This window comes from Sinorhizobium chiapasense (assembly GCF_036488675.1).
Lineage (GTDB): Bacteria > Pseudomonadota > Alphaproteobacteria > Rhizobiales > Rhizobiaceae > Sinorhizobium > Sinorhizobium chiapasense.
Map to the genome: position 1 here is coordinate 239749 of NZ_CP133148.1, position 14988 is coordinate 254736.

At 57.2% G+C, this 14988-nt stretch carries 13 protein-coding genes; 6 read left to right on the forward strand and 7 right to left on the reverse strand.

Annotated elements, in window-relative coordinates; translation table 11 throughout:
- Positions 1-190: 190 nt before the first annotated feature.
- The 3 genes from RB548_RS01065 (at position 191) to pncB (ending at position 4261) form a co-directional block, all read left to right on the forward strand.
- Positions 191-1378 carry a polysaccharide biosynthesis/export family protein gene (locus RB548_RS01065; RefSeq protein WP_331373230.1) on the forward strand — a complete coding sequence of 396 codons (1188 nt, stop codon included), beginning with the start codon at positions 191-193 and terminating at the stop codon, positions 1376-1378.
- Positions 1379-1494: 116 nt separating this feature from the next.
- Positions 1495-2094 (forward strand): bifunctional nicotinamidase/pyrazinamidase, encoded by a 600-nt coding sequence (gene pncA, locus RB548_RS01070; protein ID WP_331373231.1) that lies wholly within the window; start codon positions 1495-1497, stop codon positions 2092-2094.
- A gap of 862 nt (positions 2095-2956) precedes the next feature.
- On the forward strand, positions 2957-4261 hold the full coding sequence (pncB, locus tag RB548_RS01075; protein ID WP_331373232.1) for a nicotinate phosphoribosyltransferase: 1305 nt from the start codon (positions 2957-2959) through the stop codon (positions 4259-4261).
- Positions 4262-4385: 124 nt separating this feature from the next.
- Here pncB and RB548_RS01080 read toward each other — a convergent pair whose 3' ends face one another.
- Positions 4386-6671 carry a methyl-accepting chemotaxis protein gene (locus tag RB548_RS01080; protein WP_331373233.1) on the reverse strand — a complete coding sequence of 762 codons (2286 nt, stop codon included), beginning with the start codon at positions 6669-6671 and terminating at the stop codon, positions 4386-4388.
- Between the two features lie 349 nt (positions 6672-7020).
- Between RB548_RS01080 and RB548_RS01085 the strand changes: the two genes are divergently transcribed.
- Complete coding sequence (locus RB548_RS01085; protein ID WP_283961895.1) at positions 7021-7233, forward strand: hypothetical protein; 213 nt, start codon at positions 7021-7023, stop codon at positions 7231-7233.
- Here RB548_RS01085 and RB548_RS01090 read toward each other — a convergent pair.
- From RB548_RS01090 to RB548_RS01095, 3 genes are all read right to left on the reverse strand, one after another.
- Positions 7202-7408: a hypothetical protein gene (locus tag RB548_RS01090; RefSeq protein WP_331373234.1), complete on the reverse strand. Its 207-nt coding sequence runs from the start codon at positions 7406-7408 to the stop codon at positions 7202-7204. The genes RB548_RS01085 and RB548_RS01090 overlap by 32 nt on opposite strands.
- 170 nt (positions 7409-7578) lie before the next feature.
- The gene (locus RB548_RS32130; protein ID WP_408642390.1) at positions 7579-7860 is read right to left on the reverse strand and encodes a DUF2380 domain-containing protein; all 282 of its coding nucleotides are present in this window, start codon (positions 7858-7860) and stop codon (positions 7579-7581) included.
- 72 nt (positions 7861-7932) lie between these two features.
- A complete protein-coding gene (locus RB548_RS01095) occupies positions 7933-8070 on the reverse strand; it encodes a hypothetical protein (RefSeq protein WP_331373235.1) in 138 nt (45 codons plus the stop codon).
- A gap of 330 nt (positions 8071-8400) precedes the next feature.
- On the opposite strand from RB548_RS01095, the gene RB548_RS01100 reads away from it, so the two are divergent.
- The gene (locus RB548_RS01100) at positions 8401-10023 is read left to right on the forward strand and encodes an ABC-F family ATP-binding cassette domain-containing protein (RefSeq protein WP_331373236.1); all 1623 of its coding nucleotides are present in this window, start codon (positions 8401-8403) and stop codon (positions 10021-10023) included.
- A 374-nt stretch (positions 10024-10397) separates the two neighbouring features.
- On the forward strand, positions 10398-11201 hold the full coding sequence (locus tag RB548_RS01105; protein WP_331373237.1) for a nucleotide-binding protein: 804 nt from the start codon (positions 10398-10400) through the stop codon (positions 11199-11201).
- Between the two features lie 21 nt (positions 11202-11222).
- Here RB548_RS01105 and RB548_RS01110 read toward each other — a convergent pair whose 3' ends face one another.
- The 3 genes from RB548_RS01110 to RB548_RS01120 form a co-directional block, all read right to left on the reverse strand.
- Positions 11223-12887: a P-loop ATPase, Sll1717 family gene (locus RB548_RS01110; protein ID WP_331373238.1), complete on the reverse strand. Its 1665-nt coding sequence runs from the start codon at positions 12885-12887 to the stop codon at positions 11223-11225.
- 325 nt (positions 12888-13212) lie between these two features.
- A complete protein-coding gene (locus tag RB548_RS01115; RefSeq protein WP_331373239.1) occupies positions 13213-14388 on the reverse strand; it encodes an HNH endonuclease in 1176 nt (391 codons plus the stop codon).
- A gap of 165 nt (positions 14389-14553) precedes the next feature.
- On the reverse strand, positions 14554-14931 hold the full coding sequence (locus tag RB548_RS01120; protein WP_331373240.1) for a hypothetical protein: 378 nt from the start codon (positions 14929-14931) through the stop codon (positions 14554-14556).
- Between the last annotated feature and the right edge of the window lie 57 nt (positions 14932-14988).

A 14988-nucleotide genomic window follows, 5' to 3' on the forward strand; every position in this document is an offset into this window, starting at 1 on the left:
GATCGTAAACAATGTCGAGGAGGTATGACCGGAAAGGCGCAGTGCTGAATATTTTAGTTGCCTGGTGGTGAGGTGGCTTGTTGTGGCACGGCGATTGTGCTTTGCAGTGACCGGCGGATTCCCTGCCGGGAAAACATACGGCGCAGATCTGTAAGCAGAGTCATCGCTGTGCCGAATACGGAGTATCGTAGTGAAACGAGTGACTGCCCTTCTGCTTTGCACCGCGCTTGCGGGATGTCAGGCCGTGCCGGGAGAAGGACCTCTGACAACCGATATCGTTGCGGATGCCGGCCAGTCCGGTGCGCAGATCGGCAGGAAGAATGCGACCGTCTTTGACATTGTCGACGTTGATGGCCAATCGGCACGATTGGTCTCGGACTATGTTTCCACGACGCTCAGCCGGCGCTTCGGCATTGGCGGTGGCGTCGGGCAGGTGGTCATCGGCGTCGGCGACCAGCTGAAAATATCGATCTTCGAGGCGGGCAGCGACGGGCTGTTTTCCACAACGGAATCGAAGCAGACCAACATCGATCTGGTTGTCCAGCCTGATGGCAAGGCGGCCATTCCCTATGTCGGTCCGGTTCGCTTTGCCGGCCTGACGCTGGAACAGGCGCGACAGGCAATTCTCGAAGCACTGAAGCAGAAGGCCGTGGAGCCCGATGTCATCGTGACCAGCACGTCCACGGCATCGCGCATCGTCACCGTCTCCGGCGCGGTCGGCCGTCCGTCGGTCGTGCCGTTGAACCTCGTCAGCGAGTCGATCAACGAGGTCATCGCCAAGGCCGGCGGTCCGTCGGCGCAGCCTTACGAGACCTATGTAACGCTTGTGCGCGGCAAGAAGACCGGAACGGTCCTGTTGAAGTCGATCATCGAAAACCCGTCGGAAAATATTCACGTCAAGCCGGGCGACCAGGTCTTCGTGACCCGCGATCCGCGCACGTTCACGATCCTTGGCCAGGTCAGGGCAAACCAGCGCGTCGAGTTCGGCGCCAATGATCTGAACCTGCTCGAAGCCGTGGCGCTCGCGGGCGGTGGTGCCGACCGGACGGTCGATGCAAAGGGTTATTTCGTCTTCCGTTACGAAGAGCCAGACATCGTGATGAGCCTGCTCGGAAGAGAGCGATTCAACACGATGCTGAGCAAGGGCATGAAGCCCGACAGCGTCGGGCGCTATCCGATCGTCTATCGTTTCAATATGACCAATCCGGATAGCCTGATCGTCGGGCAGACCTTCCCGATCAAGAATCGCGATGTGATCTATGCTTCGCGTCATCCTTCCGTCGATATTGCGAAATTCCTCGACTTCGTGGCTCGCCCGATCGGCATCGCGAATACGGGCATCAACATCGCGGACAACCTGGACGATCTGCAGAACTGACGAAGCTTGGCGTCGAGCAAACCCGCTTGCTGCCAGGCCAATTCTGTGATTGATCTTCGGTTTAAATCGATTTTGTTGATGGTCGGTGCGGTCCGGCTGGATCGCGAGGAGGGCCCATGGCTGAAGAAGCCTTGATCGTCATCGATGTGCAGAACGATTTCTGCCCCGGCGGCGCCCTTGCCGTTGCCGGCGGCGATGAAATCGTGCCTATCGTCAATCGCCTCATCCAGCAGTCGGCCCATGTCATCCTCACGCAGGACTGGCATCCCGCCGGCCATTCCAGTTTCGCATCGAGCCATCCCGGCAAGGCGCCCTTTGCCACGGTTACAATGCCGTACGGCGAGCAGACGCTCTGGCCCGATCATTGCGTTCAGGGCAGCCCGGGCGCTGAATTCCATCCGGATCTTGAATGGACGACGGCAGAGCTGGTGGTCCGCAAAGGATTCCGCACCGAGATCGACAGTTATTCCGCTTTTTTCGAGAACGATCACCGGACCCCTACCGGCCTGGCCGGCTACCTGCGCGAGCGTGGCATCTCCAAGGTATCGCTCTGTGGTCTTGCGACCGACTTCTGCGTCGCCTTTTCGGCGCTCGATGCGGTCGCCCAGGGTTTTTCGACCTCCGTTGTGCTCGGCGCTTGCCGCGGCATCGATCTGAACGGATCACTCGCGACAATGACGCGGCGCATGCGCGATGCGGGCGTTAAGCTGATCTAGGGAGGAACGTTCTGCCCCCGTTCATCATTGAAGCTCTACAATTGCACCTCATGACGAGAGGAGCTCCAAGATGGCAGGTACAGGGGTTAGGCATTTTCTCGCCGCCGCGATAGTCGCCATGTCGATGGCACCGACGGCCGGTTTTTCTCAAGACTTCGAACTCTACATCGGTCCCAACGGCCCTGGTTATTACGACGACTATCGCCCACGATACTATGATGAGTATGGACCGCGGCGATATTATCGCGAGCGCTATCGTGAGGGATATCAATGCACCAAGCGCCAGGCGCTCTATCTGTCTCGGCAATATCTCCGGAGCCCCAGGATAGGGCGAACGACGAGATACTCCATCGAGGTGAGGGGGACAGGGCGTAGGGGAGAGCGCAATCGCGTAATTTTTGCAAACGAGCCCGGATGCCCACGGATAGACTAAAATCCGCACGAGGAGTCAAACGGGCGCGGCGCGGCGATCAGTTCGTGATCACCGACTTGCCGTTAAGCGTGGACGTGCGTGTGCATCGGTCGCAGTTCACCAAATCGTACCGTCTTAGTTGAACTAGAGCGCCGTGCGTTCAAGTGAACGCACAAAGGACGCTCTAGCACTTTGATTCTAGAGCATCCTATCCGCTTTCAGTGATTCCACTTGAAAGCGGGATGCTCTAGTCGCCGGAAGCGCGATCGTTCGGAATTTGCGAAACCGATCGTGATGGCCTCCTCCTTGGCCGAGTCCACGACGGCGCCAGGTGTCTTGCAGACGCACAAGGGTCGCTGTAGCACTTTGAATTGCTGCATGTTTTTATCGTTGAATCGGCTTCGATATAAGGAAGCCTGCAGCGGTGACCCGGAAGGAGCGTAATCGCAGATGCCAAAGACCGATATCGCACGGCGGGTCTATAACCATACCTGGAAGCTCGATCCGATCATCCGCAGCCTTTTGGACACGGATTTCTACAAGCTCCTGATGTTGCAGATGATCTGGCAGCTCTATCCGGACGTCGACGCGACCTTTTCGCTGATCAACCGCACCAAGACCGTGCGCCTTGCCGAGGAGATCGACGAGCAGGAGCTGCGCGATCAGCTCGACCACGCGCGGACGCTGCGTTTCAGCAAGAAAGAGATGATCTGGCTCGCCGGTAACACGTTCTACGGGCGCAAGCAGATCTTCTCGCCGGAATTCCTCGCCTGGCTCGCCAAGTTCCAACTGCCCGAATACGAGTTGTCGCGCCGCGACGGCCAGTTCGAACTGATCTTTCGCGGCCGCTGGGTCGAAACGACGATGTGGGAGATTCCGGCGCTGGCGATCATCAACGAGTTGCGTTCGCGCGCCGCGATGAAAGGCCTCGGCCCCTTCACGCTCGACGTGCTCTATGCGCGCGCCAAGGCCAAGATGTGGTCGAAGGTCGAGCAGCTCAGGCAATATCCCGACCTGCGCATTTCCGATTTCGGCACGCGCCGCCGGCACAGCTTTCTTTGGCAGCGGTGGTGCGTCGAGGCACTGAAGGAGGGGATCGGCGGCTCGTTTTCCGGTTCCAGCAACGTGCTGCTTGCCATGGACACCGACCTCGAGGCGCTCGGCACCAACGCGCACGAGCTGCCTATGGTGGCGGCGGCGCTCGCGCGCAACGACGAGGAGCTTGCCGCAGCGCCCTACAAGGTCCTGCAGGACTGGAACCGGCTCTATGGCGGCAATCTGTTGATCGTGCTGCCGGACTCCTTCGGGACCGCGGCATTCCTGCGCGACGCGCCGGATTGGGTGGCGGACTGGACGGGCTTTCGACCGGATAGCGCGCCGCCGATCGAAGGCGGCGAGAAGATCATCGCCTGGTGGATGAAGATGGGCCGCGATCCGCGAGAAAAGCTGCTGATCTTCTCCGACGGGCTGGACGTCGACACGATCATCAAGACCTATCGCCATTTCGAGGGTCGCGTGCGCATGAGTTTCGGCTGGGGAACCAACCTCACCAACGATTTCGCCGGCTGCGCGCCGACGGAAATCAGCGGCCTCAACCCGATATCGATCGTGTGCAAAGTCAGCGAAGCCAATGGCCGGCCCGCAGTCAAGCTTTCCGACAATCCGCGCAAGGCGACTGGAGATCCCAAGGAAGTGCAGCGCTATCTGAAATTCTTCGGAACCGAGGATTTCGTCGAGCAGACAGTCAAGGTCTGAACTCGCCCCATAAAAAAGAAACCGGCAAGCGCCGGTTTCAAGAAGGGGATTGCGATTGTCCATCATCGCATTGTCAGATCTAGCAATAGAATCTTAAGCTTGCGTTAAGGTCGACGTGGGGCCATCACGCGCGCCGAACGAATTGGACATCGGCGTCAGCACGGTTACCGATCTCGGCAGGCTGGTCGAAGGCTATGCGAAACTGCGAGACGAGCTCCGAGAGGCCGGACGCCTCGTTCGAAAGCCGATGCGTCATCGCCGTGCTTTCTTCGACCATCGCGTTGTTTTGCTGTGTCATGCGGTCGAGCTCACGTACGGTCTCGTTGACGTCCTGAAGGCCGCTCACCTGGGCGCGCGCATCGGCGGCGATCTCAGATATCTGGTCGTTGATGGCGTGGATTTGTCCGGAGATCCGGCTGAGTGCGTCGCCCGCTGCCCTCACGAGCGACACGCCATTCGCCACCTCGTCCGCAGAGGCTGTGATGATGGTCTTGATTTCGCGCGCTGCGACGGCGGATTTCTGCGCGAGCTCCCGCACTTCGTGTGCGACAACCGCGAACCCCTTGCCTGCCTCACCGGCACGTGCGGCTTCGACGCCGGCATTCAGCGCCAAGAGATTGGTCTGGAAGGCAATGTCGTTGATCGTCCCGATGATCTGTGAAATCGAATGCGAGGCAGCTTCGATCCTGCCCATGGCGTCAACCGCATCGTTCACGACATTGCTGGACTGGTCGGAACTGTCCTTCGCAGCGGCTGCGATCTGCGTCGCGGAAGTGGCGTGTTCGGCGGTGCGTCGTACTGTAAGCGTGATGGTGCCGAGTGCCGCCGCTGCTTGCTCCAACGACAGCGCCTGATGCTCCGTGCGCTTTGCAAGCTGGTCCACTGCGTCACGCATTTCACCGGTGTCGCCGTGAATGTGGGCGATTCTCGTCTTTACGTCGCGGAGCGTGAGCGACAGGCGGTCGAGAGACATGTTGTAATCCAGGCGCAGGCGATCGAGTCCTTCGACGAATGGCTGGTCTAAGCAGGTGGTGAGGTCGCCAAGCGAAAGCCGTTCGAGCCCTGCCGCCAGCTCGTCGACTGCTTTGCCGATGTGACGGGCCTCCTCCATCCGCGCGACATCGCGTGCCCGTCGCTCGTCCTCCATCGATGTCCGCGTATCTTCCGCCGCCTTCTCGAGGCGCACCCGGTCAATCGCCGCATCGCGGAAGACCACGACGGAGCGGGCCATGTCGCCGATTTCGTCCTTGCGCTCCTGGCCCGTGCAGGCGATCGCTGTATCTCCACCGGCGAGCCGGTTCATATCCTTCACCAGGGCCGAGATCGGTTTTGTCAGGCGGCGCGAATACCAGATTGCGGTGACGATCGCGGCAATCAGGACCATGAAAGCTGACAGCAATGTCCAGTTGCGCAGCGCCGTCACCGCCGCAAAAGCCTCGCGGGAGGTCATGACGGCTGCGACAGTCCAGCGGGTGCCGAAGGCATCGAGGGCGGTCGCCGCCATCCGTGCTTCTTCGCCGCGGAAATCCGAAAGCGCGCTGCTGGCGATCCCGTCGCTTTCGGTGACTGCCGGTCGGTCCACCCGCGCTCTCAGCATGTCGTTTTCGGTCGTCCTGATGCTGTCCGTCAGGAAGAAGCCGTTATCGTCGAGCAGGATCGTCTCGCCGGTTTCGCCGAGGCCGGTCGTGTTGCCGACGATTTGGCCGATCATTGCGTCGGGCATTTCGAGCACGAGTGCACCGATCTTGCCGTCTAGGGACGCGATCGGAATGGCAATGAAGGCCGACGGTCTCTTGCCAAGCGGGCCGTAGGTCTCGTAGGAGGCGAAGGCAAGGCTGTTCTTGTCGGTACCTTCGGCGGTCGCCTTGAAGATGCGGCCAAGTCCTGTGTCTTTCCACGACGCCTGCGAGAGACTGACGGCGAAGTTGCCCTTCTTGTTCAGCGTATAGACCACGTCGCCATTGAGATTGACGAGCAGAACATCCCTGTAACCGTGCTCCTCGGCGAACCGTCGGAAGAATGGATGGTAGCGGCCGTGCAGGTCGTCATATTTGTCCTTTCCGGCAGAGCTGAGCAGTGCCCGCTTGTACTCCGCGTTGGGGTTCGCCGTCGCGTAGCGCCGCGCAAGTTCGCCTGCAGCATCGTTGCCGATCCCGGCCATTGCACTGTTGAGATCGCTCAATGCCTTCGCGACCGTTTTTTGCGCCTGCAGATTGCGCAGGTCGTTTTCGATCGTCGTCAGGTAATGGCGCAATTCGTTGCGTCGGGCATCCGCCAGCGCTTCGAGTTTCTCGACGGCCGCTTGAGCGGACATGCTGCCGCTGACGGTGAGGCTGGCAAGGCTGGTGGCGGCGATGGAAAGGACGGCCAGACCCGCCGCTGCGAGCGGAAGCTTCACGGATAAACGCATGACAACACCGAATTTTGGAAGAAAATCAAATGCCGAAGAGGCAGGTCGTGACGCGTCATGCATCCGGCGGGTTTGCCGCAAGCGGAGTTATACGGATTTGTTTTAAGGTTTGATGACGGCGTGGCACGCATGACGCAAATAGCATCGGGCGCACGTTTCGGACCTTCGAGGGCGCGCCGCACGGGACCTGGTCGGGGCCGCCAAGAGCCGAACAACAGCCAAAACGACGTCGGAAAGCTTACCAATCGTATGACTTATTGGGGTACCTCAGTATTTTCTTGAATTTGCCCCAAAATGCCCCATGATGCCCATAATGAATGCATTGAGGTACACACCTTGGGAGGGGTTCGTGCGTCAAGCCTATTCACCGGATGATGTCGATGTCATGCGCGGGGCGCTGGATGTCTGGTGCGCTCTGCATAACGTCGGAAGGGATGGTGTGGAGGCCAATGAGGCGGCCCGCCGCATCCTGGATCTGATGGGCAGGAAGAAGTTCACCTGCGACCAGCTTCTGGCGCAGCTCGCCGATTTCAGGCCGGCCCCTCGTCACCGGGTTTCCTGATCAGGCCGGAAACGGTATCCCTGAGTTTCAGCAGCGGCAGATATTCGTTCGCCAGATGAATATCGAGGTGCGCCAGCCGTTCACCGTTCAGTTCCGCCGCCTGCCCGGTTTCCTTGTCAATCACCGTCCAGGAGCCGTCCGGTTCCTCTTTAAGGTCGTATCTCTGAGCTTCCATAAGCAGAAGCTTAAGCGACGTGCGGTGCGTTTGGTAGAGGTTTCTGCGGTTGAACGATACCCGAGCGGCTCATCCGGTCGGCTACCGGGCCTACAGCACCTCTCCGTGCCGCGTGTTGCTCATCAGGAGAACCTGTGTGCCTGACCTCTTCGGGAAGCCGCCGTGTCGCGCTACCGCAAAATTCTGTTTGTCATCAGCCATTTCGCCGAGCGGGGCCACGCATGGTTTGCGCCCATGCGAAGATTGGTAAAACCCGCTGAAACCGGTTTGCCGGTTTCGGCATCAAGGATACGGATGAGCATAGTGTGCTCTGTTCGGTTCACGCGCGTAACGACGCCCAGCAGGGCAAGAGACGCGCCATGAGCTTTGGCAATTGGGGCCTCACAGCCCCCGCAGTTCCGTAGTCCGTGCGGCGCAGCCGCCTGTTCGTTCTCTGCGGGTACATCGATCACGGAAAAACGCCCAGACTTTCGCAACCTGTGCCGATTCGGACAGATAGCGCCTGTCGTAGTCGTCTGGGGGGATTATTCCTCCCCGGCGCTCTTGTCCTCCAATTCGAAGGGAAACACCTCGATCGACATCGGCTCTTTTTGCTGAGCATGTGCAAATGGGCAGGTGCCCGCCAGCAGCGCCGCGAGAACAGTCAATGTGGGAATGCGCATGGGTGGTCCTCCCATGAACGAGGCGGTCATTGTACACGGCCTGACCACCCAAATCACGATTAACGCAGCGCAGCCGGCAGACCATGTCGTCGGCGTGCTTCGGAGCGTCCGAGGTATATGGAGTTTACCCTTGGCCGGACCCGCGTCTTGCCTCCTGACGATCGACGCCACACAGCAATTGACCGTCGTCGGTCAGATACCGAAGAATGCTTGCATCCGTTATTCCCACGACTCTGCGGCAAACGTTGACGACAAAGGATACGGGTTCGCGTGACAGCGGCACCGAGCCGTGGCATAGGGGGCCCGCAACCCCACCAGGCCGTCCTCCACATGATCCGTATCGATAACATCAGCAAGTCCAACAGTCACCGCATCCTCTACATTGAAGGCTCGGCAGCGTTGAACCGTGGCGAGAAGATTGGCCTTGTCGGTCCGAACGGGGCGGGAAAGACGACGCTCTTCCGGATGATCACAGGTGAGGAGCAGCCCGACGAGGGACAGGTCTCAGTCGAGAAGGGCATGACGATCGGCTATTTCGACCAAGACGTCGGCGAGATGGCCGGACGTTCGGCCGTCGCCGAGGTGATGGAAGGGGCAGGGCCGGTCAGCGCGGTGGCAGCGGAACTGCGCGAGCTCGAGGCGGCGATGTCGGATCCGGACCGCATGGATGAAATGGATGCGATCATCGAACGCTATGGCGAGGTGCAGGCGCGCTACGAGGAGCTCGATGGCTACGCCCTGGAGGGCCGTGCTCGCGAGGTTCTGGTGGGACTGAGCTTCAGCCAGGAGATGATGGACGGCGATGCCGCCAAGCTGTCGGGCGGCTGGAAAATGCGCGTCGCGCTCGCCCGCATCCTGCTGATGCGCCCGGACATCATGCTGCTCGACGAACCGAGCAACCACCTTGATCTCGAGAGCCTGATCTGGCTGGAGGAATTCCTGAAAGGTTATGACGGCGCACTGCTGATGACGTCTCATGATCGCGAGTTCATGAACCGGATCGTCACCAAGATCATCGAGATCGATGGGGGCGCGCTGACGACCTATTCCGGCGATTATGGTTTCTATGAGGAACAGCGGGCGCTGAACGAGCGGCAACAGCAGGCGCAGTTCGAGCGCCAGCAGGCGATGCTCGCCAAGGAGATCAAGTTCATTGAGCGCTTCAAGGCCCGCGCCTCTCACGCCTCGCAGGTTCAAAGCCGGGTGAAGAAACTTGAAAAGATCGACCGCGTCGAGGCGCCGCGCCGGCGCCAGACAGTCGCCTTTGAATTCCTGCCGGCTCCGCGCTCTGGCGAAGATGTCGTCAACCTCAAGAATGTCCACAAAGGCTACGGCAACCGGACGATCTATGACGGCCTCGACTTCATGGTGCGCCGGCGCGAACGTTGGTGCATCATGGGCATCAACGGCGCTGGCAAGTCGACACTGCTCAAGCTGGTCACCGGCACCACGACACCGGACAAGGGCAGCGTATCGCTCGGCGCCAGTGTCAAGCTCGGCTATTTCGCCCAGCACTCCATGGACCTGCTCGACGCCGACAGCACCATATTGCAATGGCTGGAGGAACGCTTTCCCAAGGCCGGGCAGGCGCCGCTCAGAGCGCTGGCCGGCTGTTTTGGCTTTTCCGGCGATGACGTCGAGAAGCGCTGCCGCGTGCTCTCCGGCGGCGAGAAGGCGCGGCTGGTGATGGCCGCGATGCTGTTCGACCCGCCAAACTTCCTCGTCCTCGACGAGCCGACCAACCATCTCGACCTCGACACGAAGGAGATGCTGATCAAGGCACTCTCGGCCTACGAGGGCACCATGCTGTTCGTCTCGCACGACCGCCGCTTCCTGTCGGCACTCTCCAATCGGGTGCTTGAGCTAACGCCGGACGGGATCCATCAATATGGCGGTGGATATATCGAATACGTGGAGCGCACTGGACAGGAAGCGCCGGGGCTGCGCGGGTGATGGGCGTTCCTTCCGCGATCTGCACCGGAGGCTGACGGACGCCTGGGCGAACGCGGTGACCGAGCGCAACTTGTTTGTAGCGGAAGAAACCGGCATCTGTCAGGGCGAAGCGCCTCCCGAAGTCCGGTAACGATTTCAAGGGGATAGACTGGTGCTGCTAGAGAGATTTGAACTCGGCGGAGTTGCTCATCGATTATTGAATTTATTGATGAATTGAGAGCGGAAATCAAGGGCTGTGTACCACCGTCGTGTTCCTCCATCATGCAACCGGGCAGTAAGCCTATTTCGAGGAGCTTCCCGGTCGAAGTCGCTTGAACTTCCTAGAATTAGCTTTAATGGTTGGCGCTTGGATGCAACTTATGCGGTGAAGTAGATTGAGCGATGCGCGAAAGGCCGTCGAACTGCTCCTGGAGCGGGGTAAGCAGTTCACTTACAGTAACTTCTCTACGAAGGGCCAATACGGGTATCCTGACGCTTATCACCCCGACTGGGTCGCTTGGAAGGCGCGCATTCAAGGCGCCCTGGGCGCTCTATTCGGAGAGAACTCCGCGCCCTATAAGCTCATGGCAGCTGCTTCAAAGGCTCAACTTCTAGGGAACGGCAAGGATCAGTTCGAAAACGCGAAGGCCCACTATCTCGGTGCCCTCCAAGCCGCACTGGAGGTGCTTGAGAATGACACGTTCGGAGAACTGATTAAACGAGAAGTGGCCGTCGCTCCCAGGGATCTTACGAATAAAGTGTTCGTCGTGCACGGACATGATGAGGCTGCGAAGAACGAGTTGGAGATCCTACTGCGAGATATGGGGCTTGAACCCATTGTCCTACATCGCCAAGCAGATGGGGGAAGGACGATAATTGAGAAGTTTGAAGATCACGCGGATGTCGGATTTGCTTTCATCCTTCTAACCCCCGACGAGATAGCCTATGTTGTCTCGGAGGAAGCCAAACCTGACCACGAACGTGCGAAAGAGTTTCGTGCTCGTCCAAATGTAATATGGGAGTTCGGTTACTTTGTCGGACGTTTGAGCCGTAAGAGAACCTGCTGCCTTCATCGTGGTAAAATGACCCTACCCAGCGATCTAAGCGGGCTCATCTACAAGCCTTTTGAAAAAGGCGTTGAGGAGGTTGCGTGGGCAATACAAAAAGAACTAAAGGCGGCTGGTTATAGGCTCAAATGACCGCGCGAGTTCCCAGGTGAATTAGCCCCTTTCGGGCTGCAGCGCTGGCTTCGGTTTTTTTCCTTTTTCGTTTATTCGAAGGTATGCGTAGAGCATTTTGACAACCCGAACGCCCGTTTCCTCGTCAATCTCAGCTGCTGAGACGATTGGCCTGTTTCGGTGTGCATAGATAACAGGCTCGTCGGGCGACAATTTGAGACCGATCGCGCCCACTCGATACAGAACCGAGGCGAGTGTGCGTTTAAATAAGCTCCGGGCATGGGGAGATGGATTGTCGCAAAGTGCAGTTGCCGACCTCGATAGCGAATTTAGGTACGGCTTTTTTCGAGCTATAATTTCCAGGGCAGTGTTATCAATTTCATGGTCAGTGAACTCGCCTAAGCGGAATGCGTGCTCTTTGCCTCGCAACAGTTCCATGATGAGGGAGAGAGAAGGAAACGGAACACGCCACTCATCGAGAAGAGCTTCGTAACGATATTGAGAGTATCGAAGCTCTGCGTTCTGTATATCACTTGGGGATATCGCGTACTTTTGATCAGCCGTCTCAAGGCACTCATTCGTAAAAGAGATGAGGTCGCGGGGCCTCAGCAATGTTCTATCTAAAATGTAGTCAAACGGAGACTGCCCCTTAACTTTTTGAGTGAATAAGTCGTCAAATAATACCTGCCTTTGTGGTGAGTATTTTCTTCGAAACGTAAGACCTATACGCTTGTCGATCAGCTCTTTGAGGCTTTTCTCATTCCACTCAATTCCAATTAGTTTGTCTCTAAATTTCTCACGTTGAAACGCGCTGTCCTCGTTCTCCTGAATTGACCTTTCAATGACGTCGGTTCGAAGGGCGACAACAATCTTGAGGTTTCGAATAGGTCTAAATTTCGGGAGAGCTTCAACAAGAGAATTTATCAGCTTATACTTTATACCCTCATCTACCCAACGCTCATCCAGATGATCAATAAGTATGTAATGATTATTCATGGCTGACGAAGATCCATCAGCGAGCAAACTTATCACTTTAGAGAGATCTTGAAGCTGGTCCGCGTTCATGATTTTGCGGACGCGCGCTATATATTCAGTCTTGTTCTGTTGGCTAAGGTTGGCGCCATAACCAGCCTTAGTCGCAAATTTGCTTACATCAATGCCAAGTTCGGCCTGAATTCGCCCTTCATAGCTTTCGGTTAACTGCTTAACATTTTCGTCTATCGTGACCCAGAGGTTACCGGCGTATTTTTCAAGATAAGCCAGTGCCCTTGCTTTACTTCTATCTGTATTAAATGTCTGCCATATACCGTTGAACCAGCCGGTTGAATTTTTCTCGTCTGTTATTCGATACTTTAACCTTATGTATTCGACTAAGAGTACGTGCTTCCATATCGCCTGAAAGAACAAGTTTAGATCTGCGCCAATGTCATTCAGGAATCTTAAGACATCTGAGTTGGAAATGTGCGTCATTGCCATATCAACAGGTGACAAGAAAGACGTTCGTTCTCGCCTGTTGATATATTGTATTATTGCACTTTTTCCGGAGCCGGTCCTCCCGGAAATAATGGATGCATTGCTATTCACATCCATAGCTTCATGTAGTGCGGAGCTGTCTACAAAGCATTCGAATAACAACTCAGTGTCTTCTTCTGCCGCATTCTTCCCGACGCGAATATCTCGCGTAATAATGTTGTTGTTCCTGGTCATTTTATCCCCAGCCACCCCAGGGTTGTGAAGCTAAGGCGGTTCACTAGCGCGCACAAGATGCTTCAGGCCCTGGATCAACAGCTCATTTGTTCACGTTCGCCGAGAAATCGCTCGGTGGCGTTCGAATTGGTGCTCCTCCAAGGCACGCGGCCCAAAAGGTGACCCGCACTGCGGCGGTCGCCAAATCTTTGGGAGAAATTTTCGAGCGGGGGATCGGACTAACAGCTTGCGCGTACACCCCTACCCCCTCCCGTTCCCCATAAGGGCCGAGCGTCTTTTCTAAACTCGAGCTGGCTGGCTTCGTCCTGAGCGCCGCACAGAACCCCTATCCGACGAACACGGATGCCCGGTGGTGCTTCAGATATGCGCGGTTTCCCTCGGTGAGCCCGGTTAAGCGCAGGGATAGGTCCAAACCGAATGCTTTTCTTGTGCCACCACTCATCAGCGCTGAAATCAAGATAACTCCTTCGTCATCGAATGAAATCAAGCCCCTGTCGAAGAGACTGTCGAGATGAACCACCAAGAGGAGACCATTGTCCGCATCGAGCCGCTCGGTTCCGCTTGATTTGCTCCAAGGCTTGATGTGGGAGGCTCGCAAAACTTCCGGCATGTCGATCGAAGTCAAAGCGCATCTGCCCTTGTATCGCTCCAGAAGGCCACTTCGAAATTTTTGCTGACCTAGACGCGCAGCTCGTGTGACCTCGGTTTCCGTAACAGGATCAACTTCAACCGCACCGGGGCTTGGAACCGGAAGGACGGAGGGCTGGGCCGCCGTCAGAACGCTTAGGAATTTGGAAAGAGCAGTCGCCCCGTCGAAGCCAAAGTCGAGGCCGTAAGGTATCTCTCCAGTCCCACCGTTAAGCCTTTGAGGGAAGCTCCGCATGGTGGAGTTATGATAATAGAAACGATCATCTGGCCTAAGCCCTCCGGCTGAAATTAATTCCGTCATCAACTGTTCCCAATCCGGCCCGATCACGAGCGGAAAGGATGTCGTAAGACGCTTGGCGTAGATGACCAACCTTCCTCGTGTCGCGCGCTGGGTGTGAACGCCTGGAGGGTCCAGCGTAAACCCCGCACTGCCCAAAGCGGCAGGTAACTCCGGATTGGCATTTCTGTCGGCGAAGGTCCAATGAATGGTTACCGGCTGCGTGTCGAGGACCTGCGTCACTCGGCCCTGCCCAGCATAAACGAACGGCGCTCTGTCCTCGTATCGGTAAAATATGTGAACTGGATATCGCTCTGACGCCAGCCTAGCAATCTGTGGCTGGCTTACATTTGTCCCGCGCTTGGCGCGCCAAACTAGCGTCTCGCCGTCCCAATAGTTGTCGTAGTCATGTCCCGTTCGACCAGCTACGCCGATATTACAGAAGATGAAGAACTCATCTTGATATTGGGTGTAGCCGGTATCCCAATCGCCGCCACGAAGGTCGTCTGGAACCTGTAGCGCTTCCTGCACTGTGGCTCGTGTAAATAGCAGCCCCGGCTGTTCGTGAAATGGCATATTACTCCCCTGTAGCGCCGATGTACCCATCCTAAGTTGTCTTGATTTCAAAAATCTCTGAAGGAAATGACAACAAGGTCAGGCAAGCACGAGGTGTGGTTCAATTCTGGGTGCATTACAGAGGTGTGCGGCCGTGCTCCAGCCGGAAAAAGCGGCGCCGCTCTTCTATTCTACGTTCTCGGTTTTGGGTATCGAGTAACAGAAGCGGTTCTTAAGGCTATGGAAAGCGCAAGTCTCATCAACCAACGCGCCTTTTGCTTCCATGCAAACACGGAACAGCCGGTATCCTTCCTGCGCGAACTGGTCCGCGATATGATTGATCTGTTCCATGGTTGTAATGTTTGGGTTGTCTGAGGTTTTGTTGATGAGGCGATCACCATCCACGTTCCACCGTTCCTCATCCTTGAGCATGCATTGCGCGTGGATTTGGCGGAGGCGGGGATCGTCTCCCCGTTGACGAATGTAGTCGGCGTGTGCTGTGGCGGTGAAAGCTGGGATTGCCAACGCGAGCGTGAGCATGGCGGCGGAGATGGATCGTGGCACGTATCAGGCTCCGTTGTCCGGTTCGCGCAAAGATATAGAGCTTTCGCGGAGCGGGGG